This window comes from Blattabacterium cuenoti, assembly GCF_014252335.1.
In the GTDB taxonomy this organism is placed as follows: Bacteria; Bacteroidota; Bacteroidia; order Flavobacteriales; family Blattabacteriaceae; genus Blattabacterium; species Blattabacterium cuenoti_AL.
The window spans coordinates 180,157-202,959 of sequence record NZ_CP059218.1 but is presented as its reverse complement, the minus strand read 5'-3'; the positions used below and the strand labels follow the sequence as shown (position 1 = coordinate 202,959).

General features: G+C 24.1%; 22 protein-coding genes and 1 tRNA gene. 15 read left to right on the top strand and 8 right to left on the bottom strand.

The annotated features are described in order from the left end of the window. The first annotated feature begins 27 nt into the window (after positions 1 to 27). Positions 28 to 100: transfer RNA gene (locus H0H37_RS00955), tRNA-Lys, on the top strand. A 9-nt stretch (positions 101 to 109) separates the two neighbouring features. On the opposite strand, the gene H0H37_RS00950 is transcribed toward H0H37_RS00955, so the two are convergent. Next, positions 110 to 889, bottom strand: coding sequence for an exodeoxyribonuclease III (locus H0H37_RS00950; protein ID WP_185882568.1), 780 nt, complete (start codon positions 887 to 889; stop codon positions 110 to 112). A gap of 185 nt (positions 890 to 1,074) precedes the next feature. Between H0H37_RS00950 and hisG the strand changes: the two genes are divergently transcribed. From hisG to hisIE, 8 genes are read left to right on the top strand one after another with little or no spacing between them, the layout of a single operon-like run. Then, the gene (hisG, locus tag H0H37_RS00945) at positions 1,075 to 1,932 is read left to right on the top strand and encodes an ATP phosphoribosyltransferase (protein WP_185882567.1); all 858 of its coding nucleotides are present in this window, start codon (positions 1,075 to 1,077) and stop codon (positions 1,930 to 1,932) included. Between the two features lie 15 nt (positions 1,933 to 1,947). Next, positions 1,948 to 3,240: a histidinol dehydrogenase gene (hisD, locus tag H0H37_RS00940; protein ID WP_185882566.1), complete on the top strand. Its 1,293-nt coding sequence runs from the start codon at positions 1,948 to 1,950 to the stop codon at positions 3,238 to 3,240. Positions 3,241 to 3,252: 12 nt separating this feature from the next. Then, positions 3,253 to 4,323, top strand: a complete 1,071-nt coding sequence (gene hisC / locus H0H37_RS00935; protein ID WP_185882565.1) for a histidinol-phosphate transaminase — start codon at positions 3,253 to 3,255, stop codon at positions 4,321 to 4,323. Continuing rightward, entirely contained in the window at positions 4,316 to 5,485 is a 1,170-nt protein-coding gene (gene hisB / locus H0H37_RS00930; protein WP_185882564.1) for a bifunctional histidinol-phosphatase/imidazoleglycerol-phosphate dehydratase HisB, read from the top strand. The genes hisC and hisB overlap by 8 nt, the downstream gene beginning before the upstream one ends. An 18-nt stretch (positions 5,486 to 5,503) precedes the next feature. Further along, on the top strand, positions 5,504 to 6,097 hold the full coding sequence (hisH, locus tag H0H37_RS00925) for an imidazole glycerol phosphate synthase subunit HisH (RefSeq protein ID WP_185882563.1): 594 nt from the start codon (positions 5,504 to 5,506) through the stop codon (positions 6,095 to 6,097). Between the two features lie 33 nt (positions 6,098 to 6,130). Continuing rightward, the gene (hisA, locus tag H0H37_RS00920) at positions 6,131 to 6,850 is read left to right on the top strand and encodes a 1-(5-phosphoribosyl)-5-[(5-phosphoribosylamino)methylideneamino]imidazole-4-carboxamide isomerase (RefSeq protein WP_185882562.1); all 720 of its coding nucleotides are present in this window, start codon (positions 6,131 to 6,133) and stop codon (positions 6,848 to 6,850) included. Positions 6,851 to 6,854: 4 nt separating this feature from the next. Beyond that, positions 6,855 to 7,613, top strand: coding sequence for an imidazole glycerol phosphate synthase subunit HisF (gene hisF / locus H0H37_RS00915; protein WP_185882561.1), 759 nt, complete (start codon positions 6,855 to 6,857; stop codon positions 7,611 to 7,613). A 28-nt stretch (positions 7,614 to 7,641) separates the two neighbouring features. After that, positions 7,642 to 8,250 carry a bifunctional phosphoribosyl-AMP cyclohydrolase/phosphoribosyl-ATP diphosphatase HisIE gene (hisIE, locus tag H0H37_RS00910; protein ID WP_185882560.1) on the top strand — a complete coding sequence of 203 codons (609 nt, stop codon included), beginning with the start codon at positions 7,642 to 7,644 and terminating at the stop codon, positions 8,248 to 8,250. Positions 8,251 to 8,263: 13 nt separating this feature from the next. On the opposite strand, the gene H0H37_RS00905 is transcribed toward hisIE, so the two are convergent. Together H0H37_RS00905 and rsmA are read right to left on the bottom strand one after the other, a co-directional pair. Then, positions 8,264 to 9,145, bottom strand: coding sequence for a bifunctional 5,10-methylenetetrahydrofolate dehydrogenase/5,10-methenyltetrahydrofolate cyclohydrolase (locus H0H37_RS00905; RefSeq protein ID WP_185882559.1), 882 nt, complete (start codon positions 9,143 to 9,145; stop codon positions 8,264 to 8,266). Then, a complete protein-coding gene (gene rsmA / locus H0H37_RS00900) occupies positions 9,142 to 9,912 on the bottom strand; it encodes a 16S rRNA (adenine(1518)-N(6)/adenine(1519)-N(6))-dimethyltransferase RsmA (protein ID WP_185882558.1) in 771 nt (256 codons plus the stop codon). Before rsmA ends, H0H37_RS00905 begins: the two co-directional genes overlap by 4 nt. A 27-nt stretch (positions 9,913 to 9,939) precedes the next feature. On the opposite strand from rsmA, the gene serS reads away from it, so the two are divergent. Both serS and H0H37_RS00890 read left to right on the top strand, forming a co-directional pair. Continuing rightward, complete coding sequence (gene serS, locus H0H37_RS00895; protein ID WP_185882557.1) at positions 9,940 to 11,226, top strand: serine--tRNA ligase; 1,287 nt, start codon at positions 9,940 to 9,942, stop codon at positions 11,224 to 11,226. 29 nt (positions 11,227 to 11,255) lie between these two features. Continuing rightward, positions 11,256 to 12,224: a methylenetetrahydrofolate reductase gene (locus tag H0H37_RS00890; protein WP_185882556.1), complete on the top strand. Its 969-nt coding sequence runs from the start codon at positions 11,256 to 11,258 to the stop codon at positions 12,222 to 12,224. On the opposite strand, the gene H0H37_RS00885 is transcribed toward H0H37_RS00890, so the two are convergent. Further along, positions 12,221 to 13,198: a pyruvate dehydrogenase complex E1 component subunit beta gene (locus H0H37_RS00885; protein ID WP_185882555.1), complete on the bottom strand. Its 978-nt coding sequence runs from the start codon at positions 13,196 to 13,198 to the stop codon at positions 12,221 to 12,223. The genes H0H37_RS00890 and H0H37_RS00885 overlap by 4 nt on opposite strands. A 129-nt stretch (positions 13,199 to 13,327) precedes the next feature. Between H0H37_RS00885 and H0H37_RS00880 the strand changes: the two genes are divergently transcribed. Further along, entirely contained in the window at positions 13,328 to 14,020 is a 693-nt protein-coding gene (locus tag H0H37_RS00880; protein WP_185882554.1) for a bifunctional nuclease family protein, read from the top strand. Positions 14,021 to 14,034: 14 nt separating this feature from the next. Here H0H37_RS00880 and H0H37_RS00875 read toward each other — a convergent pair whose 3' ends face one another. Continuing rightward, positions 14,035 to 14,517, bottom strand: coding sequence for a dihydrofolate reductase (locus tag H0H37_RS00875; protein ID WP_185882553.1), 483 nt, complete (start codon positions 14,515 to 14,517; stop codon positions 14,035 to 14,037). Positions 14,518 to 14,564: 47 nt separating this feature from the next. On the opposite strand from H0H37_RS00875, the gene H0H37_RS00870 reads away from it, so the two are divergent. Continuing rightward, on the top strand, positions 14,565 to 17,252 hold the full coding sequence (locus tag H0H37_RS00870; protein ID WP_185882552.1) for a valine--tRNA ligase: 2,688 nt from the start codon (positions 14,565 to 14,567) through the stop codon (positions 17,250 to 17,252). A gap of 5 nt (positions 17,253 to 17,257) precedes the next feature. Here the strand turns inward: H0H37_RS00870 and H0H37_RS00865 are convergent, their stop codons facing one another. The 3 genes from H0H37_RS00865 to ndk form a co-directional block, all read right to left on the bottom strand. Beyond that, complete coding sequence (locus H0H37_RS00865) at positions 17,258 to 17,950, bottom strand: TPM domain-containing protein (protein ID WP_238785507.1); 693 nt, start codon at positions 17,948 to 17,950, stop codon at positions 17,258 to 17,260. Positions 17,951 to 18,033: 83 nt separating this feature from the next. Further along, the gene (locus H0H37_RS00860) at positions 18,034 to 18,621 is read right to left on the bottom strand and encodes a LemA family protein (protein WP_238785506.1); all 588 of its coding nucleotides are present in this window, start codon (positions 18,619 to 18,621) and stop codon (positions 18,034 to 18,036) included. A gap of 58 nt (positions 18,622 to 18,679) precedes the next feature. Continuing rightward, positions 18,680 to 19,102 carry a nucleoside-diphosphate kinase gene (ndk, locus tag H0H37_RS00855; RefSeq protein WP_185882549.1) on the bottom strand — a complete coding sequence of 141 codons (423 nt, stop codon included), beginning with the start codon at positions 19,100 to 19,102 and terminating at the stop codon, positions 18,680 to 18,682. Positions 19,103 to 19,209: 107 nt separating this feature from the next. On the opposite strand from ndk, the gene H0H37_RS00850 reads away from it, so the two are divergent. Then, positions 19,210 to 21,684 carry an alpha-ketoacid dehydrogenase subunit alpha/beta gene (locus tag H0H37_RS00850; protein WP_185882661.1) on the top strand — a complete coding sequence of 825 codons (2,475 nt, stop codon included), beginning with the start codon at positions 19,210 to 19,212 and terminating at the stop codon, positions 21,682 to 21,684. 56 nt (positions 21,685 to 21,740) lie between these two features. Then, the gene (locus H0H37_RS00845; RefSeq protein ID WP_185882548.1) at positions 21,741 to 22,799 is read left to right on the top strand and encodes a branched-chain amino acid aminotransferase; all 1,059 of its coding nucleotides are present in this window, start codon (positions 21,741 to 21,743) and stop codon (positions 22,797 to 22,799) included. Positions 22,800 to 22,803 lie beyond the last annotated feature (4 nt).

Genomic DNA, 22,803 nt, shown 5'->3' with positions numbered 1-22,803 from the left:
AATTTAGTATATTTGCTCTGTTTTCTAGACCTGATAGCTCAGCTGGTAGAGCATTACACTTTTAATGTAAGGGTCCTGGGTTCGAATCCCAGTCAGGTCATTATTATTATTATTTATCATATAGTTCTAATACCATTGGACAATGATCTGAAAATGGTACATATGGTAATAAATAAGCATTTTTTATTTTTTTCATTAAAAAAGAACTAATCATAATATAATCTATTCTCCATCCGTGATTTTTTTGTCTTGCATTAAATCTATAATTCCACCAACTATAATGATTTCCTGTTTTTACATAAATTCTAAAACTATCTACAAATCCTAAATCTAATAATTGATTTATCCATTTTCTTTCTACTGGTAAAAATCCAGAAATGTTATAATTATTGTTTGGATTATAAATATCTATGTGTTCATGACATATATTGTAATCTCCACAAATAATAATATTTTTGAATGCCAATTTTTGTTGAATATTTTTGAGATAAAATAAAAAATTATTCATAAAGTATAATTTAAAATTGAGTCTATGTTTCAGATATGTACCTGATGGAATATAAATATTAATTATAGTAAGTTTTTCTTTTAAATCTATACGTATCACTCTACCTTCTATATCTATAGAATTTATTCCTAATCCATAATGTACATTATATGGTTGTTGTTTTGATAATATTCCTACACCACTATATCCTTTTTTGTTCGATGAAGGAAACCAATAATTAAAATAACCACCTTGATCAAAAATATTAGTATTAATTTGTTCTTTACAAGCTTTAATTTCTTGAAAACATAAAATATCTGGATTAAATATTTCTATCCAATCATATAATCCTTTATTTATTCCAGATCTAATTCCATTAATATTATAAGTAACAATTTTCATGTAATTAAATTAGTAAAAAATAAGGAAAATAAAAATATTCAAAATAGTTTGTTATCTTTGTTTTTGTTATAATGTGCATCATTATAAATACATTTGATTGAGAATATAAACAATAATCAATAAAGCTTACAAACAAGTAAGCTTTTATTATTTTTTCCTATATGTTGTATTGTATGAATGTATATATGGATAAACTTAAAATAGCTATTCAAAAATCAGGCCGTCTTTATGAAGACTCAATTAAGCTTTTAAAAGATTGTAGTATTGAAATAAACATAGGAATAGATAAATTAAAAACCACTGCTCTCAATTTCCCATTAGAAATACTGTTTTTACGTGATGATGATATTCCTCAATATCTAGAAGATGGAGTTGCTGATATAGGTATTGTAGGTAAAAATGTATTATTAGAAAAAAGAAAAAAAATCAAAATTAAAGAAACTTTAGGATTTGGAAAATGTAGATTATCGATTGCTATTCCTAAGACATTAAAATATCAAAATATAAAAGATTTATATGGTAAAAAAATTGCTACTAGTTATCCATTTTTAGTTAAACAATTTTTCGAAGAAAAATGTATACAAGCAGAAATTCATGAAATATCTGGTGCTGTCGAAATTGCACCTGGTATAGGATTAGCTGATTGTATATGTGATTTAGTTAGTAGTGGATCAACATTATTTATGAATGGATTAAAAGAAGTAGAAACTATACTACAATCAGAAGCAGTTTTAGCATCTAATATTCATTTAGATCAAGATCAACTGATTATTATGAATAAATTACTTTTTCGTATTAGAGCTGTAAAAAAAGCAAAAAATAATAAATACATACTGTTAAATGTGCCTAATGAAAGATTAAAAAAAATAATATCTTATTTACCTGGTATCACCAGTACTGTAATTTTACCATTAGCAAATTCTAAATGTAGTTCAGTACATTCAGTAGTGAATGAAAATGATTTTTGGGGAATTGTGGAAAATTTAAAAACTATTGGTGCACAAGATATATTAGTGCTTCCTATTGAAAAAATTATATTGTAAAAATAAATAATATATATGGATATTAAAGTACACATCAATCCACAATTGGATATATGGAAATTGATTATTGATAGATATTCAACAAAAAATATTAAAATTAAACAAGAAGTTAAATCTATTATCAATAATGTAAAATGTGAGGGTGATTTAGCAATTAAAAATTATGCAAAGAAATATGATCACTGTAATTTAAAAAATTTTTTAGTTTCAAAAAAAGAAATCTTGATAGCTAATTCCAAAATTTCATATCAATTAAAAAAATCCATTGATATAGCATTTCGAAATATTAATTCTTTTCATATAAAGCAATTACATAAAGAGTGTAAAATACAAATTTTATCAGGAGTAAGATGTTGGAGAAAATTTATTCCTATTGAAAAAATAGGGTTATACATTCCTGGAGGATCTGCTCCACTTTTTTCTACAGTATTAATGTTAGGAATACCAAGTAAAATTGCTGGATGTAAAGATGTTATTTTGTGTACTCCATCAAATCAATATGGTGAAATATCACCATCTATTTTGTATACGGCTCAATATATTGGAATTAACAAAATATATAAAGTTGGAGGAGCTCAAGCAATTGCTGCTATGGCCATAGGAACAAAGAGTATTCCAAAAGTATATAAAATTTTTGGGCCTGGTAATTCTTATGTTACTGAAGCTAAAAAAAATGTATTCCAAAATGGAATGGTTTCTATTGATATGCCAGCTGGTCCTTCTGAAGTTGCTATATTAGCAGATGATACAGCAGTTCCTGAGTATGTAGCGTCAGATATGCTGTCTCAAGCGGAACATGATGCAGAAAGTTACATTTTATTAGTTACTATTAATAAGTTAAATTGGGTTGAGAAAGTAAAACAAGAATTAAATAAACAATTAGAATATATTAAGGTTAAATGTGAACTTATAAAAGAATCTTTAAGACATAGTAAAATTATTGTTGTTTCTTCTTTAGAAATTGGCATTAAAATAATAAATCAAGTTGCTCCAGAACATTTAATGATTTGTTGTCAAGATTCTATTAATTTATCAAACAAAATTACAAATGCTGGATCTATATTTTTAGGAAATTATTCTCCTGTTAGTATTGGAGATTATATCAGCGGAACGAATCATGTTTTACCTACTAACGGATATGCTAAATCATATAGTGGTATATCAGTAAATAGTTTTATGAAAACTATTAGTTTTCAACAAATTTCTAAAAATGGTTTAGAAACTCTTTCTACAGCGGCCAATATTATGGCTATTGAAGAAGGAATGATAGCACATCAAAAATCTATTAATATTAGATTAAATAAATAAATAAATATTATAATGAATAGTAATTTTGATATTAATAATTTAGTAATGGATCATATTAAACAATTATATCCATATTTATCAGCAAGAAAAGAATATAGTTTTAACCAAAATGCTATTTTTTTAGATGCCAATGAAAATTCTTTTGGATCACCTTTATCTTCATTAAATTCATATCATCGTTATCCAGATCCATTACAAATTGAATTAAAACACAAAATAGCAGAAATAAAAAATATTTCTTCTTCAAAAATATTTTTAGGTAATGGTAGTGATGAAATTATTGATATTATTTATCGTATTTTTTCTAAACCTAGGATAGATCATTCTATTATTTTTCCTCCTACATATGGTATGTATGAAGTAAGTGGAAAAATTCATGGAGTAGATGTTATTAAAGTTCTTTTAATAAAGAAAACCTATCAATTAGATATTCAACATTTTAGAAAAATTGTTAATTTAAATAGTAAAATAATCTTTATTTGTTCTCCAAATAATCCAACTGGAAATAATTTAAAAAAAGAAGATATAGAAACTATAATAGAAGAATTTAATGGTATTATCGTATTAGATGAAGCATATATAGATTTTTCTAATCAAGAATCTTTTTATAAAAAAATTGATAAATATCCTAATTTGATTATTATTCACACATTATCAAAATCCTGGGGATTAGCTGGATTAAGAATTGGAATTGCAATAGCTTCAGAAGCTATTATACAATGGATGAATAAAATAAAAAGTCCGTATAATATTAATAATATTTCACAAGAACTTGCGATACAAGCACTTGATAATAAAGATTTATTTTTTTATAATTTAAAAAAAATTCTGTCAGAAAGAAAATACATGTCATTAGCATTAAAAACAATTCCGATTGTTAAAAAAGTTTATCCCAGTGATGCAAATTTTTTATTAGTTAAATTATCATGTTCTCCAAATAAGTTTTATAAATATTTATTACAAAATAATATTATAGTTAGAAATATTTCACAAATTCTTTTATGTAATAATTGTTTAAGAATCACTATTGGCACAAATGAAGAAAATAGATTTTTGATAAAAAAAATGCAAGAATATGAATAAGAAAAAAATATTGTTTCTTGATAGAGATGGAACAATTCTTCAAGAACCATCTATTAATTATCAAATTGATAATATAAAAAAAATGTTATTTTATCCACAAGTTATATATTTTTTATCAAAAATAATATCTCAATTTAATTACCAATTGGTTATGGTCACAAATCAAGATGGATTAGGAACAGATAAATTTCCAGAAAAAAATTTTTTTATTATACAAAATCATTTATTAAAAATTTTAGAAACGGAAGGAATACAATTTTTTGCCATTCATATAGATAGAAGTTTTCCAGAGGATAATGTAAGAACAAGAAAACCTGGGGTTGGTATGTTACTTGATTATTTTAATAAAACATATTATAATCTTTCTGAATCTTTTGTAATTGGGGATAGAATTACTGATGTTTTATTAGCTAAAAATTTAGGATGTAAAGCAATATGGATTAATCAACAAAATCATTTTTCATATACAAATATCATCAAATTAAATAAGATTAATTTAGATGAATTACAAAATGTTATATCATTAAAAACTGATAATTGGAAAGAGATTTATGAATTTCTTTCTTATAATACAAATATTTATAATAAACAATTTCAATATACGCGTATTACTTATGAAACTGATATTAAAATTAATATTAATTTATATGGAAATGGACAAGCTAAAATTAATACTAAATTAGGTTTTTTAAATCATCTTTTAGAACAAATGTCTTTTCATAGTAATATAGATATTGATTTGTATGCAAAAGGTGATATTAATGTCGATGAACATCATACAATAGAAGATATTGCTATTGCTTTAGGGGAAAGTATTAATAAAAAACTTATTAATAAAATAGGAATAGATCGTTATGGTTTTTTTTCTATTCCTATGGATGATAGTATCTCTACTGTAGTATTAGATTTAGGAGGAAGAAGTCATTTATGTTGGAAGGTAAAATTTGTGCGAGAAAAAATTGGACAAATATCTACAGAAATGTTTTTTCATTTTTTTAACTCATTTTCTTATTCTGCTAAATGTAATATATATATATTTTCTAAAGGAAAAAATGAACATCATAAAATAGAATCTATTTTTAAAGCATTTGCAAAGGCTTTAAAAATGGCTATTAATAGAAACAATTCTAGTAAAATACCTAGTACAAAAGGATTATTATAAATCAATGTAATCATCAATATGAATAAAATAATTATCATAAAATATCCAGTTGGAAATATTCAATCTATTCTGTTTTCTTTAGAAAGAATAGGAGTAGATGCTATTGTAACTAATTCTAAAAAATCTATTCAAAATGCAGAAAAAATTATTCTTCCAGGAGTTGGAGAGGCCAGCTTTGCAATGAAATATTTAAAAAAAAATAAATTAGATATTATTTTATCTCAACTTAAACAACCGGTATTAGGAATATGTTTAGGCATGCAGTTACTTTGTAAAACATCAGAAGAAAGTAATACAAATTGTATAGGCATTTTTGATTTATCTATTAAAAAATTTAATTCTAAAAATAAAAAACCAAAAATTCCTCAAATAGGTTGGAATACCATTAACGATTTGAAAAGTCCTTTATTTAAGGATATACCAAATGATAGTTACCAATATTTTGTACATAGTTATTATGCTCCTTTAGGACAATATACTATTGCAAAAACCAATTATATTATTAATTACAGTTCGGCTATAAATAAAGATAATTTTTACGCAGTTCAATTTCATCCTGAAAAATCATCTTTTATTGGACAAAAAATATTAGAAAATTTTATCAAATTATAAAAAAATAAGTCATCAGGAAAAATCAGGAAAAATATGGAAATTATTGTAGCTATCGATATTATTGATGGACAATGTGTTCGTTTAATACAAGGTAATTATCAAAAAAAAACAATTTATAAAAAAAATCCATTAGACATGGCACGTTTTATAGAAGATAATGGATTATATAGATTACATTTAGTTGATTTAGATGGGGCAAAAGAAAGAAAAATTATTAATTGGAAAATTTTAAATCAAATAGCCACATATACAAATTTAACTATTGATTTTGGTGGTGGAATTTATACAGAAGAAGATATAAAAATAGTTTTTGATAATGGAGCACACATAGCAACAATTGGAAGTATTGCAGTAATCAATGCTAGTATGTTTAATAATTGGATCCATATTTATGGAACAGATAAAATACTTCTTGGAGTAGATGTTATAAATAATAAGATAGCAACTAATGGATGGACTCAACTTCATAATATTTCATTATTGAAATTTTTAGAAGAAAAAATTAAATATGGAATAAATAAAATTTTTTGTACGGATATTTCAAAAGATGGATTACTTTCTGGTCCTTCATTGTCATTATATCAAACTATTATTAAACAATTTCCAAATATGAAAGTTATTGCGAGTGGAGGAATAACAAGTATTACTAATATTCGTCAGTTACATGATGTAGGATGTTATGGGGTTATTATTGGAAAAGCAATATATGAAAATAAAATATTAATATCAGATTTAAATAAATGGAGTGAATAATATTATGTTAGTGAAAAGAATTATACCGTGTTTAGATATTATACATGGCAGAACTGTAAAAGGCATTAATTTTAAACATTTAAAAGATGCCGGTAATCCAATTAATTTAGGAAAATGGTATGCAAATCAAGGAGCCGATGAGTTAGTTTTTTTGGATATTACAGCAACTAATGAAAAAAGAAAAACATTATCTAGTTTAGTGAAAAACATTGCCAAACATATTAATATTCCTTTTACTGTAGGAGGAGGGATTAAAGATGAACAAGATGTTGAATTATTATTACATGCGGGCGCTGATAAAATCTCCATTAATACAGAAGCTTTTAAAAATCCAAAAATATTAAATATTTTATCTAAAAGATATGGACAACAATGTATAGTATTAGCAATAGATGCACAGTATCAAAGTAATAATTGGTTTGTGTATTTAAATGGAGGACGTATTCCTACAAATTATAAAGTATTAGATTGGGCAATAGAAGGTTCAGAAAAAGGAGCAGGAGAAATATTATTAACTTCTATGAATCATGATGGTACAAAAAATGGATTTGCTTTAGATATAATTCAACAAATTTCTGAAAATATTTCTATTCCTGTGATTGCTTCAGGTGGTGCAGGTAAATTACATGACTTTTGTAAAGTGTTTCAAATTGGAAAAGCAGATGCAGCTTTAGCTGCTAGCATTTTTCACTATAAACAAATTACGATACCTAAATTAAAATATTATTTACATTATCATAAAATTCCTATTAGGATTAATTAGTCAATAACTATAACTAAAAAATAATAACATGTATTATATATCAAAAGATATTTTTAAAGACAATAAATTAATTCCAGTAATTGTTCAAGATAATAAAACAAATAAAGTTTTAATGCTTGGTTATATGAATTTAGATGCTTTTGAACAAAGTGTGAAGCTGAATAAAGTGACTTTTTATAGTAGATCAAAACAAAAATTATGGACAAAAGGTGAAATAAGTAAAAATTACTTATTAATAGAAGATATATTAATTGATTGTGATCAAGATACTTTATTAATTAAAGCTATACCAACTGGACCAATTTGTCATACAGGAATGGATACTTGTTGGAAAGAAATTAATCAACCCAATTTTTTATTTCAATTGGAAAATATAATTGTTTATAGAAACAAAAACAAAAAAGAAATTAAAAATTCTTATGTAGTTAAATTAATAGAACAAGGAATTAATAGAATTGCTCAAAAATTAGGAGAAGAAGCTATTGAAATGATTATTGAATCTAAAAATAATAATATAAGAAATTTTTTAAATGAAGCTGCAGATGTATTATTTCATTATATTCTTCTTTTATATGTTAAAGAATGTTCTATACATCAAGTTATAGATATATTACAAGATAGAAATACAGATAAATAAATAAAACTTTGATTTAATTTGATTTATATAATCTTTTATAAGCTGCTTTAATAGTATTTTTTATTAGCATAATTATAGTCATTGGGCCAATACCTCCAGGAACTGGTGTTATATAAGAAGCCTTTCCAAAAATACTATCAAAATCAATATCTCCCTTCAACATGGTTTTAATTCCTTGATTGATTTTATTTATTCCAACATCAATCAATATTGCTCCTTTTTTAATCATATTACCAGTTAAAAAGCCAGGTGATCCAACAGCCACAATAATAATATCCGCTTTTTTTGTATAAAAAAATAGATTTTTAGTATATGTATGAGTTAATGTAACAGTGCTATTTCCAAAATCATTTTGTATACTCATTAATATACTTATTGGTAATCCTACAATTCTGCTCCTTCCAATTACTACGGTATGTTTACCAGATATTTTAATTTTATATTTTTGTAATAAGGTTATAATTCCATAAGCAGTTGCAGGAATAAATGTATTCATATTTAGTGCCATTTTACCAAAATTTTCTGGGTGAAAACCATCTACATCTTTGTCTGGATTTATAGATAAAATTAAATTATCTACATTAATATGTTGTGGAAGTGGCAATTGTATAATAAAACCATCGATGAATGGATTATTATTCATTTTATATATTTCTTCTAAAATTTTTTGTTCTGAACTATTTTCTGGCAATTCAACTAACGAACATGAAAGTCCAATATTTTTGCATTCTTGAATTTTTTTATTTACATATATTATGCTTTCTACATTGTTTCCAGATAAAATAATTCCAAGATGCGGAAGACGTTTTTTTTGATGTTTGATTTTTTCTATTTCTTCACAAATTTCTTGTTTTATCTTGATGGCTATTTCTTTGCCATTTAATAATTGTGTCATATTCCTATTGATAATTGTTGTATGAGTTGCATAAATTCTTTGGCAGTAAGTTCTTCTGCTCTTTTATTGATAAATGGAATGTTTTTTAAATTCGTTATTCTAGTCAACTTTTGTAAAGAATTTTTTAAAATTTTTCTTCTTTGATTAAACGCCATTTTAACACATTGAAATAACAATTCGATATCTATATTATGTATGTTTTTTGTTTTTAAAGATATTACTACTGATTTTACATTTGGAATTGGAGTAAACACTTGTTTATTTACACTAAATAAATATTTTATTTTATAAAATATTTGTATTAATACCGATAAACTTCCATAAGATTTATTACCACATTTAGAACGAATACGATCAACAAATTCTTTTTGAAACATTCCTATACATTCTGGTATATATTGATTATATTTTAATATGTGAAATAAGATTTTAGAAGAAATTTTATATGGAAAATTACCAATTATTGCAAATTTTTTTAGGGAATAATCCTCTGGAGTCCAGTGTAAAAAATTTTTATTAATTATTTGATATTTAGATAATAAAAATTTTTTTTTTAAGTAAAAAATTAACTCTTTATCTATTTCTATTAAAATTACCTTAATTCCAGTTTTTAGTAGTAAAAAATATGTTAAAATACCTAATCCCGGCCCTATTTCAACTATTGTATCGTAATTATTTAATGATAAAGAATTAACTATTTTTTGTGCTATATTTTTATCTTTTAGAAAATATTGATCAAATTTTTTTTTGATAAAAAAATTACGCATTTTGCAAATATAAAATTATTTTAAAATATGCTTTCAGCATCTTTTATTAATAAAAATCTAAATGAAGTATTATTAGGATTAGATATAAGACAATTTCAAAAAATTTACTTAATAGATGAAATATTAATATTATATAAAAAAAAAAAAAAATTAGAAATTATTATTAATAATATATTAACAAAAGAAAAAATATTATCTAATAAAATCAGAATACTTATACAACAACAAAAAAATGAAAATATAACGCAATATGAAGAAAAAAAAATTATGTTGTTTAAAGAAATATCTATTAAATATAAAAAACAGAAAAATACTTTATTAATTGACTTACATAATATTCTTAAAAATTTAGAAAATAAATTAGATCAAATTCCCAATATACCTGATCAATGTGTACAAAAAATAGAAGAAAAAATTATTTTTAAAAAAAATATTATTTATTCACAAACAAAATGTAAAATTTTGTCTCATTGGGAATTATCTAAAAAATTTAGTTTATTTGATTTATCTTTAGGATCAAAAATCAGTGGGTCTAGTTTTGCGGTATATATTGGTCAAGGTGCTAAATTATATAGAAGTCTAATTCAGTATTTTTTAGATCAAAATATACTTGCATCATATGTTGAGTATAACCTACCTTATATTGTGAATAAAAAATCTGTATATTCTACTGGACAATTACCAGATAAAGAAGGTCAAATGTATGTTATTGAAAAAGATAATTTTTATCTTATACCTACAGGAGAAGTTCCACTGATAAATTGTTATCGAAATAATCTTTTTTCTTATAAAGATTTGCCTATCAAAAATACAACTCATACTTCTTGTTTTAGAAGAGAATCTGGATCTTATGGTTCAAAAGTTAGAGGTTTAAATAGATTACATCAGTTTGATAAAGTGGAAATAATTCAAATTACAACTTCTGAAAGATCGTGTAATTCTTTGAAAGAAATGATTGAACATGTTAAAAAACTTATTATCTCGTTAGAGTTACCATTTAGAATGATTCGTTTAATAGGAAAAAATTTAGGATTTTCATCTGCTATTACTTATGATTTCGAAGTTTATTCAAGAGCACAAGATAAGTGGTTAGAAGTTAGTTCAATTTCTAATTGCAAGAATTTTCAATCTAATCGATTAAATCTTAAATATAGAAATCGACATGGAAAAATCGAATTTTGTCATACACTTAATGGTAGTGCACTTGCTTTACCAAGAATTATGGCAGCTTTATTAGAAAATCATCAGACGTCCACAAAAATCAAAATTCCTAAAATATTAATTCCATATACTGGATTTAATAATATTGAATAATATTATAAAATAAAATAGTTGTTAGATGAATGAAAGTTACGGATCATATTAATCATACAAAAAAAACTTTATTTTCTTTTGAAATTCTTCCTCCTTTAAGAGGACATGATATTAAAGATATTTTTTATACTTTAGATCCTTTAATGGAATTTAATCCACCTTTTATTGATGTTACATATCATCGTGCAGAATTTGTTTATATAGAAACAGAAAATGGTTTTTTGCAAAGAAAAAGTATTTCAAAACGGCCAGGAACTGTTGGAATTTGTTCAGCTATTATGAATAAATATGGAGTAGATGCAGTTCCACATATCATTTGTGGAGGATTTAATAAACAAATGACAGAAAATGCTTTAATAGATTTAAATTTTTTAGGAATAGATAATGTACTTGTACTGAGAGGAGATCCTTTAAAATATGAACATGTTTTTTGTCCAAAAGATAATGGACATAAATATGCTGCTAATTTAGTAAAACAAGTACAAAATTTAAATTCTGGAATATATTTATATAAACATTGTGACAAACAACAACAATACTCAGGTTCTTTATTTGATTTTTGTATTGGTGTGGCAGGTTATCCAGAAAAACATTTTGAGGCACCCAATATGGAAAGAGATTTATTTTTTTTGAAAAAAAAAATTGAATATGGAGCTAGTTATATTGTAACTCAAATGTTTTTTGATAATCGAAAATATTTTTCTTTTGTTAAAAAATGTAGACAAGTTGGTATTTCTGTACCAATTATTCCTGGAATTAAACCAATTTCTTCAAAAACTCAGCTGAATATTCTTCCTTCTAAATTTTACATTAATATACCAAATGAATTAGTAATAGAAATTGAAAAAGCCAAAAATCAAACAACAGTTGTTCAGATAGGAGTTGATTGGGCAATTCAACAATCTAAAGAGTTAAAAAATGCTGGTGTTAAATTGATTCATTATTATACCATGGACAAACCAGAAAATATTTATCAAATAGTTCAAGCAATTTATTAGATATATAAAGATTTTTTAATAGATTTTATAATTTTTGTTTCGTTTGGAAACCAATATGATATTAGATTAGATGAATAAGGAGATGGAGTATCCAATGTAGTAATTTTATTAATTGGTGCATCTAAATAATCAAAAGCATTTTTTTGTATAAAATATGTAATTTCAGATCCAATTGATGAAAATGGCCAAGATTCTTCCAATATTATTAATCGATTGGTTTTTTGTACTGATAATAATATAGAATTATAATCTAATGGACGAATAGTTCTAAGATCTATTACTTCTACACTAATATTTTCTGTTTCTAACTTTTTAGCAATATGCATTGCTAATTTAATTAATTTTCCAAAAGATACTAAACTTATATCTGTACCTACTTTTTTAATATCAGATATACCAATAGGTATAATATATTCTTTATCTGGAATCATCATTTTATCACTATACATTTGTTCAGATTCCATAAAAATAACTGGATTATTATCTCTAATTGCAGATTTTAATAATCCTTTAGCATCATATGGATTACAAGGGATAACTACTTTTAGACCAGGACAACTCGCATACCAACTTTCAAAAGATTGAGAATGAGTAGCACCTAATTGTCCAGCAAATCCTGTAGGTCCCCTAAAGACAATAGGAATATTCCATTGACCACCACTCATATAATGAATTTTAGCTGCATTATTGATAATTTGATCCATTGCTACTAAAGAAAAGTTAAAAGTCATAAATTCAATAATTGGTCTACATCCATTCATAGCTGAACCTATTCCTATTCCTGAAAATCCCAATTCTGAAATAGGTGTATCAATTACTCTTTGTGATCCAAATTCTTTTAGTAATCCTTTAGAAGCTTTATATGCTCCGTTATATTGAGCTACTTCTTCTCCCATTAAATATACAGAATTATCTCTTCTCATTTCTTCACTCATTGCTTCTGCTATTACTTCACGAAAAGTTTTTTCTTTCATATTTTTAATTTAAATCAATTGAAAAAATAAATTGAAATTTTTAATATTATTATTTTAGAATGTATATTGTAATTTTTGTATGAAAATTTTCATAATCAATCATTATATATAATAACATTAACATATGATATGACACAACAGTTAATCAGATTATCTGTAAAAGGAATATCCTTAAGTCAAATTCAATCTGGTATATATGTTTTATTTTTAGAAGAAGAATCTGGCAAAATGAAATTACCTATTTTGATAGATGGTATGCAAGCGCAATCTATTGCATTTGCTTTAGGTCATTTTGAAAATGATCATAAAAATAGAAATCTGTCATCTCTATCTAGATCATTTACACATGATTTATTTATTACTTTTACAAAAGCCTTTTTTATTAATTTAAAATCAGTTGTTATTTATAAATTACTAAATGGTATATTTTTTTCATATATAGTATGTGAAAATTATAAAAATCAAAAATCTGATGTAAACAAACAAGAAAATCATGAAAATGATAATATTATATGTAACAAAATTGATTCCAAAACATCTGATGCTGTAGCTTTAGCTATTAGATTTCAAGCACCAATTTATACTACTAAAGAAATATTTAATAAAGCTGGTATTTATGTAGAAAAAAACCCACTTACTGAAAATGAATATGCTGAAAACATTATTGAAAATTCAATACCTATTTATTTCAAAAAAGAAAGAAATAAACAAACTTTAGAAAGTATGACAGAAAAAGATTTACATCTACTTCTTAATCAAGCTGTGATAAATGAATATTATGAGTTAGCAGCAAAAATTAAAAAGGAATTAGACAAAAGATAATCATCTATTCATTATTATATTCTTTTATATTGAATAAAACTGTAATCCACAGAATGTAATTTATCTTTTTTATAAAATGTATATTTGGTTTTTTTCCATTGTTGTAAGTTAATTGGTGGAAATTTTGTATCTCCAATAAAATTTTTGTGAATTAATGTTAATTCTAATATATCAGCAATATTGATCGTCTGTTGATATATTTGTCCACCACCTATAATAAATATTCTTTGACATTGTAATTTAAAAATGTGTTGAATATTAGAAATTATTTTAATATTTTTGATATTTTTTAATTTTTTGTGTTTTGTCAAGACAATATTTTGTCTATATGGAAGTATTTGTCCAATAGATTCAAAAGTTTTTCTGCCCATAATAATAGTTTCTCCAATAGTCATTTGTTTAAAACGTTTTAAATCCATAGGTAAATTCCACATTAATTTATTTTTATTACCAATAAATCCGTTTTGAGACATAGCAGACACAATAATTATTTTCATAAAAAAATTTTTTTAGTTATATTTTAATTTTGTGTTGTAATGTAATTATGGATATTTCAATTAAATTTGATCCAAATTCTTTAGAAAAAAGAATTTATAGTTTTTGGATAAAAAATGGATATTTTTCTTCTTATTCATATAATAATAATTCAACAAATAAACAAATACCTTATGCAATGATTATGCCTCCACCTAATGTAACTGGTCATTTACATATAGGTCATTTTTTAAATGTTAGTATACAAGATATTTTGATAAGAAATGCCAGGATGAAGGGTTATAATGCGTGTTGGGTCCCTGGAACAGATCATGCTTCTATTGCAACAGAATATAAAGTAGTTGACCAATTAAAAAATAGTGGATTATCAAAATTTGTGTTAGGAAGAAAAAATTTTTTATCTCATGTTTTTGATTGGTCTATAAAACATAAAAAAATTATTTACAATCAATTAAAATTAATTGGTTGTTCTTGTGATTGGACAAGAATGCAATTTACTATGGATAATAAGTTATCTCAATCGGTACAAAAGATTTTTATAGATTTATATCAAAAAGGATATATATATAGAGGCTATAATGTAGTGAATTGGGATACTGAAGCTAGGACCACAATATCTGATGAAGAAGTATTCTATCAAAATCAAAAATCCAAACTTTATCATATCAAATATCAAATTACAGGAGAAAATAATTTTATTAATATTGCAACTACTAGACCTGAAACAATATTTGGAGATTCAGCCATAGGATTTCATCCTAAAGATGAACGTTTTTATCATATAAATAATAAAAAGGTAATTATCCCAATAGTAAATAGAGTAATTCCAATTATACAAGATGATTTGGTGAATTCTAATTTCGGAACAGGTTGTGTAAAGATTACTCCAGCTCATGATATGAAGGATAAAATTATGGCTGATAAACATAAATTGGATATTATTGATATTTTTGAGGAAAATGGGACTTTAAATGATAAATGTTTACATTATCAAGGATTAAATAGGTATAAAGCTAGAGAAAAAATTGTTCAAGAATTGTATAAATATAATATGATTGTTTATGAAGAAAATATTAATCATAAAATAGGATTTTCAGAAAGAACAAAATCAATAGTAGAAAAAAAACTGTCTATTCAATGGTTTTTAAAAATGAAAGAACTATCTATTGCAGCAATAAATGCAGTAAAAAATGGGGAAATACAATTTTATCCAAACAAAATTAAAAAATTATATTTTAAATGGATGAATAATATTCATGATTGGAATATATCTAGACAACTTTGGTGGGGACATAGGATACCTGTATATTATTATGGACATTCTTTGAATGATTTTGTAGTTGCTAATAACTTAGATAATGCTTTAACATTAGCAAAAATAAAATCTAATAATGTTTTTTTAAAACAAGATTCTATTTGGCAAGACAACGATGTATTAGATACCTGGTTTTCTTCTTGGATTCTTCCTATATCTGCATTTAATGGTATTTTAAATCCAAATAATCAAGAAATAAATTATTATTTTCCAACTGAAATTTTGGTAACAGGTTCAGATATATTATTTTTTTGGGTAGCCCGTATGATTATTGCAAGTTATTTATTTAACAAAAATAAACCATTTAAAACAGTTTATTTCACAGGTCTCATACGAGATGCTAAAAATCAAAAAATATCAAAATCTTTAAAAAATTTTCCAGATTCTGTAAAATTAATTAACAAATATGGAGCAGATGCCGTTAGAATGGGTATTATTTTAAAATCAAGTTTTGGAAAAGATTTTCATTTTGATGAAAAAATCTTTTTACAAGGAAGAAATTTTGCAAATAAAATATGGAATGCGTTTCGTTTAATTAAAAATTGGAAAATTAAAGAAAATAATGATGTTCCTGAAGCATCTGAAATAGTATTTTTATGGTTTCATAATAGGTTTTATAGATTTTTAGAACATTTTGATAAAAAATTTAATAAATATCAACTTAATGAAGCTATGATGCTGTTATATAAAATCATTTGGAATGATTTTTGTTCTATTTATCTTGAAATTATAAAACCAAATGATAAAAATAATTCTATATCGAAAAAAGAATATAGTAATACTATAATGTGGTTTGAACGTTTATTAAAATTATTACACCCTTATATGCCATTTATAACAGAAGAAATTTGGAATCTTTTGAAACCAAGAACAGTGAAAGAAGCTTTAATCATTTCTTCGTGGCCAAATCAACATTTTTATGATCCAAAATTATTATATGAATTTGATAATTTATTTAAATTAATTTCAAAAATTAGAGATATTAAACATAAGGCTAACATATCTAATAAAACTAATATGAGTTTATTTATTTATAATGATAATAAAAATAATAATAATGAAGATAAATATTATTCATTAGTATTAAAATTAGCAAATTTGTCTAAAATTCAAAATATATCATATAAGCCTAAAAATGAAAAATTATTTTCATTTTTTTTAGAAAAAAAAAAATTTTTTTTACATTCTATAGAACCAGATATATCTTCTAAATTAGAAAGATTCTACCATGTAGAAATTACAAAAATTGAAAAAAAAATGTTGCATTTAAAAAAATTTTTGTTAATGATACAAAACAATCTTTCAAATGAGAAATATATTCAATATGTTCCTAAAACAATTTTGTATAAAGAGAAAAAAAAAGAAAAAGATATCATCAAGAAAATACAATATTTTAATAATTTTTTAAAAAAATTATTATAAATAATTTACCAATTTATTTCTGATCCACCACCACCAAAATTTCCTCCTTCTCCAAATCCATCAAAATTATCTTCTTTTTCTTCATATTTTATTTGGTTTTTGAACAAACTGGGGTATAAAATAAATTCTAATAAAAAAGGATTAAAAAACAGTTTTGATTTTCTAAAAAACAATACTAATAATATACTTATTATCAAAATATACTTATACAATTTGTTAGTATAAGAATGTAGATGATGTTTATTTTGTAAGTTATATTTTTGTTTGTGCAAAATGTGATTAATATCATCAATAATTATATTGAGAGATTTAAAATATAATTTGTTTACTAAACAAGGTCTAATTTTTTCTAATATTTTTCTTGTTGAAAAATCAGTCAGATATGGTTCTATTCCATATCCATTTTGGATTGATATTTTATTTTCTTGAATAGATAAAAGGATGATGATACCATTATTTTTATGTTTTTTTCCTATTTTCCATGTTTTTCCCCATTTAGCAGCTAGTAAGTTTAAATTTGCACCATAAGAAGTTTTTATTATAGCAATTAATATTTCAGTAGAATATTTTTTAGAATATTTAATCAGTTTATTATTTAATTGATTGATTTGATCCATATTTAAAATTCCTTCATAATCATTAATAGGATATATTCTATTTGGAGGATTAGGAATGTGAAATAGTTGAATGCCATTCACATCAAAAATTATATTAAAAAATATAAATAATAAAAAAATAATCTTTATAAAACATTTATTCATTATGTATATATCATTTTGGTTTAATTATAAAAATTTATAATAGGTTTTATTTCTGATCCCATTTGAGATTTGAAATATCCTTTTTCTTTAAATTGAAAAAATAAATTAGCCACCAACATTTTTGGAAATGAATTTCTATAAGAATTAAATTTATTTACTTCTTCATTAAATTGATTTCTTTCTACATTTATCCTGTTTTCTGTTCCTTCTAATTGATTTTGTAATTCGTAAAAATTTTTAGTTGATTTTAAATTGGGATATTGTTCTATGATTATTAATAATTTATTGATACTTCTATTTATTTTTTCTTGCTCTTTTTGATATTTATTAATTTTATCTTGATTTAAATCTTTAATAAAGGAAGAGGAAGAGGAAGAGGAAGAGGAAGAGGAAATAGCACTTGATCTAGATTCAACAATTTTTAACAGAGTTTCTTTTTCAAATTCTCCAGAACCTTTTACAATATTTACTAAATTAGGAATTAGATCTAATCTTCTTTGATAAACCGTTTCAACTTGACTCCATTGTGTTCTGATATTTTCATTTAATTTAACAAGATGATTATATGTTATTGTAATCCATATGCTTATTATTATTATTAAAATCAAGACAAAAACAATGAATTTAATACAAAATTTTTTCATTTTTATTTGAATTTAATTTAATTTACTTTAAAAAAATTTCTTGTTCATCAAAAAATAATTGATATTCTTTATCAACATTTTCATTCTTATCTGATCCATGAATAGCATTTTGTTCTAATGATTTAGCATATAGTTTACGTATAGTTCCATTTTTTGCATACAATGGATTTTTATTCCCCATTAAAATTCTAAAATCTTTTACTGCGTTGTTTTTTTTTAACATTATAGGAATTATTGGTCCAGAAGACATAAATGTAATTAAAGAATTAAAATAAAAAGAATTTTGATGTTCATGATAAAATTTATTTGCTATTTTTTGAGATATTTGCATCATTTTCATTGCTATTATTTTAAAACCAGATTTTTCAATTTTAAATAAAATAGAAGTTGTATATCCATTTTTAACTGCATCTGGTTTAATTACGGCAAATGTTATATTAGTCATTAATGGATCATTTTATTATCTTGTTGCTTAAATATAAATAACAAAATATTATTATTTATAATTAAAATCCAAAGTAGTAGACTAAACAATTAGTATTCATTATGATAATGAATAAAAAAATTATTAAATATTATTTTTCAAATAGTTCTTTTGAATTATTTCAACAAGTTATTTTAAATGATTATAAAATAGCTAGAATTAGTAGAGAAACAAGTATTTTAGGACGAAAAGAAGTTTTAAATGGAAAAGCTAAATTTGGAATTTTTGGAGATGGTAAAGAAATTCCTCAATTGGTAATGGCAAAAATTTTTGAAAATGGAGATTTTCGTTCTGGATATTATAGAGATCAAACCTTTATGATAGCTATTGGTGCATTAAATATACAGAATTTTTTTTCTCAGTTATATGCTAATTCAAATTTGAAATTTGAACCAATTTCTTCCGGAAGAATGATGTCATCACATTTTGGCACAAGATTATTACAAGATGATGGAATGTGGCATAATTTAATGAATAGAAAAAATTCTAGTGCTGATGTTTCTTCAATTGCATCTCAAATGCCTAGATTATTAGGATTGGCACAAGCTTCGAAAATTTATAAAAATTTAAAAATTTTAAAAAAAACACATCAAAAATTTTCTAATGGAGGAAATGAGGTAGCATTTGGAACTATTGGTAATGCTGGCATTTCTGAAGGATTATTTTGGGAAACAATTAATTCCGCATCTGTACTTCAAATTCCAATTATAATTTCTATATGGGATGATGAATATGGAATATCAGTTCCTAATAAATATCAATTTTCAAAAAAATATATAAGTGATTTGTTATATGGATTTAAAAGAAATAAAAAAGGAAAAGGATTAGAAATATTTCGTGTTAGTGGATCTAATTATATGGATTTGATTAAAACATATATTACTGCTAATAAAATCGCTCGTTATGAACATGTTCCAGTCATTATTCATGTTACTGATTTGACTCAGCCGCAAGGACATTCAACATCTTCTTCACATGAAAGATATAAATCTAAAGAACGTTTACAATGGGAAATTAAAAATGATGTAATAAAAAAATTTCGTGATTGGATTTTAAATCTTCAATTTGAAACAGAATCAGGACAATTTAAAAATATTTCTGATGTTTATACTTTAGATAAAATTGATTTAGAATCAAAAACATATGTTAAACAAGAACAAGAAAAAGCTTGGATGCAATTTAAATATCCAATAGAAAAATTTAGGAATGAAGCTATTGAACAGTTATATAAATTAAAATTTGAATTTCCTTTAAATACATCCATTAATATAAATATCAATAAAATGGAAAAATTAGATATAAATCATAATCTGTATACTAAAAAATCTATATTTCACATAATACGTAATTCTATATATTGTTTGCCTGATCAACAATCTTATCAAAAAAAGTGTTTTTTAAATTGGTATCAAACAAGAATGAACCAAGAACAACATAATTATTCATCTAATTTATATAGTATTTCTAAAAAGTCTTCTTATAATATCAAAGAAGTATTGCCTATTTACAACAACAATACGATTAATAATATAAAAAATAATAATGAGGTAGATGGAAGAATTTTGCTAAGAGATAATTTTGATAAATTATTAGAAATGTATCCAGAATTATTCATTTTTGGAGAAGATGTAGGAAAAATAGGTGATGTCAATCAAGGACTAGAAGGGTTACAACAAAAATATGGAACAACTCGTATTTTTGATACTGGAATACGTGAAGCAACGATTTTAGGACAAGGAATTGGATTGGCAATGAGAGGACTACGTCCAATAGTAGAAATACAATATGTAGATTATATGTTATATGCATTACAGATTATGAGTGATGATCTTGCTAGTTTACAATATAGAACAAAAGGTGGACAAAAATCTCCAGTTATTATTCGTACTAGAGGACATCGATTAGAAGGTATTTGGCATTCTGGATCTCCTATGGGTGGAATTCTTAATTATTTAAGAGGAATTTTAATTTTAGTTCCAAGAAATATGTTAAAAGCAGCAGGTTTTTATAATTTATTGATAAATAGTGATGATCCAGCTTTAGTAATTGAATGCTTAAATGGTTATAGATTAAAAGAAAAATTACCCATTAATTTAGGTAAATTTAAAACTCCTATAGGAATTGTGGATAAAACAAGAATTGGATCAGACATTACTATTGTTACTTATGGATCCACCTGGAGAATTGTTCAAGAAGCATCAGATGAGTTATATCAAATGAATATTAATACAGAAGTTATTGATGTTCAATCATTGTTGCCTTTTGATATTAGACACGATATAATAAAAAGTTTAAAAAAAACTAATAGATTATTGATTGTTGATGAAGATGTACCAGGTGGAGCATCTGCTTATATTTTACAAAAAATAATAGAAGAACAAAAAGGATATTATTATTTAGATAGTCCTCCTATCACTTTAACAGCAAAAGAACATAGACCACCTTATGGATCAGATGGAGATTATTTTTCCAAACCATCTGTTGATGATATTATTGAAAAAGTATTTCAAATTATTCATGAAAAAAAACTATTACCACATTAAAAATCTGCTAAATAATTTTATTTTTGTTTGAATTATAAAAACAGATTGATTATTTCATGAAAATAAAAAGGATTTATAAAACTAGAATCCATAATATACATAAAGATAATATTACTTTTGGTAATTATTATTCAGATCACATGTTTTATGCTGAATGTCAAAATGGAAAATGGATTAATTCTGTGATTAAACCATTTGATAATATAATCTTATCTCCAAGATCTCTGGTATTTCATTATGGACAAGCAGTTTTTGAAGGTATGAAAGCTTTTAAAGATCAAGATGAAAATGTATTTTTATTTCGTCCAAAAGAAAATTTTAAAAGAATGAATCGATCTGCTCAACGTTTAGAAATGCCAATTATTCCAGAATCTATTTTTATGAATGGATTAGAAAGATTAATAGATATAGATAGAAAATGGATACCAAAAAATTATGGACAATCTTTGTATATACGACCCTTTTTTATTGCCGTAGATGGAATATTATCTGCAAAACCTGCTAATAATTATATTTTTATGATTATTTCAACTCCTGTAGGATCTTATTATCAACATCCTTTAAAAATAAAAATAGAAGAACAATATAGTCGTTCTGCATCAGGAGGAGTTGGATTTGCTAAAGCAGCTGGTAATTATGCATCCTCTTTTTATCCAACTCGGTTAGCAAAGGAAGAAGGATTTGATCAACTTTTATGGACTGATTCATCTACTCATACAAAAATTGAGGAATCTGGCACTATGAATGTGTGTTTTTTAATAAATAATAAACTTGTAACTCCAAAATTTAATGATAACATATTAAAAGGAATTACTTGTACTAGTATTCTTGCTTTAGCGAAAAAACATGGTGTAGAAGTTCAAGAACGAGATGTGAGTATATCAGAAATAATATATGGATTAAAAAAAGGAATTGTACAAGAAGCTTTTGGTTGTGGGACTGCGGTTGTAATCAACTATTTTCAAATGATTGGCTATCAAAAACACAAATTTTGTTTACCAAAACTTCCAGATAAAAATAGATTATCTATATGGTTAAAGAAACAATTATTAGATATACAGCATAATTTATCTGATGATCCATTTGACTGGAGAGTGAATTTAAAAAAATTTTAATATA

Coding starts and splice junctions, on each gene's coding strand:
- H0H37_RS00950 (WP_185882568.1), bottom strand. CDS start 889: ATGAAAATTGTTACTTATAATATTAATGGAATTAGATCTGGAATAAAT.
- hisG (WP_185882567.1), top strand. CDS start 1,075: ATGGATAAACTTAAAATAGCTATTCAAAAATCAGGCCGTCTTTATGAA.
- hisD (WP_185882566.1), top strand. CDS start 1,948: ATGGATATTAAAGTACACATCAATCCACAATTGGATATATGGAAATTG.
- hisC (WP_185882565.1), top strand. CDS start 3,253: ATGAATAGTAATTTTGATATTAATAATTTAGTAATGGATCATATTAAA.
- hisB (WP_185882564.1), top strand. CDS start 4,316: ATGAATAAGAAAAAAATATTGTTTCTTGATAGAGATGGAACAATTCTT.
- hisH (WP_185882563.1), top strand. CDS start 5,504: ATGAATAAAATAATTATCATAAAATATCCAGTTGGAAATATTCAATCT.
- hisA (WP_185882562.1), top strand. CDS start 6,131: ATGGAAATTATTGTAGCTATCGATATTATTGATGGACAATGTGTTCGT.
- hisF (WP_185882561.1), top strand. CDS start 6,855: ATGTTAGTGAAAAGAATTATACCGTGTTTAGATATTATACATGGCAGA.
- hisIE (WP_185882560.1), top strand. CDS start 7,642: ATGTATTATATATCAAAAGATATTTTTAAAGACAATAAATTAATTCCA.
- H0H37_RS00905 (WP_185882559.1), bottom strand. CDS start 9,145: ATGACACAATTATTAAATGGCAAAGAAATAGCCATCAAGATAAAACAA.
- rsmA (WP_185882558.1), bottom strand. CDS start 9,912: ATGCGTAATTTTTTTATCAAAAAAAAATTTGATCAATATTTTCTAAAA.
- serS (WP_185882557.1), top strand. CDS start 9,940: ATGCTTTCAGCATCTTTTATTAATAAAAATCTAAATGAAGTATTATTA.
- H0H37_RS00890 (WP_185882556.1), top strand. CDS start 11,256: ATGAAAGTTACGGATCATATTAATCATACAAAAAAAACTTTATTTTCT.
- H0H37_RS00885 (WP_185882555.1), bottom strand. CDS start 13,198: ATGAAAGAAAAAACTTTTCGTGAAGTAATAGCAGAAGCAATGAGTGAA.
- H0H37_RS00880 (WP_185882554.1), top strand. CDS start 13,328: ATGACACAACAGTTAATCAGATTATCTGTAAAAGGAATATCCTTAAGT.
- H0H37_RS00875 (WP_185882553.1), bottom strand. CDS start 14,517: ATGAAAATAATTATTGTGTCTGCTATGTCTCAAAACGGATTTATTGGT.
- H0H37_RS00870 (WP_185882552.1), top strand. CDS start 14,565: ATGGATATTTCAATTAAATTTGATCCAAATTCTTTAGAAAAAAGAATT.
- ndk (WP_185882549.1), bottom strand. CDS start 19,102: ATGACTAATATAACATTTGCCGTAATTAAACCAGATGCAGTTAAAAAT.
- H0H37_RS00850 (WP_185882661.1), top strand. CDS start 19,210: ATGAATAAAAAAATTATTAAATATTATTTTTCAAATAGTTCTTTTGAA.
- H0H37_RS00845 (WP_185882548.1), top strand. CDS start 21,741: ATGAAAATAAAAAGGATTTATAAAACTAGAATCCATAATATACATAAA.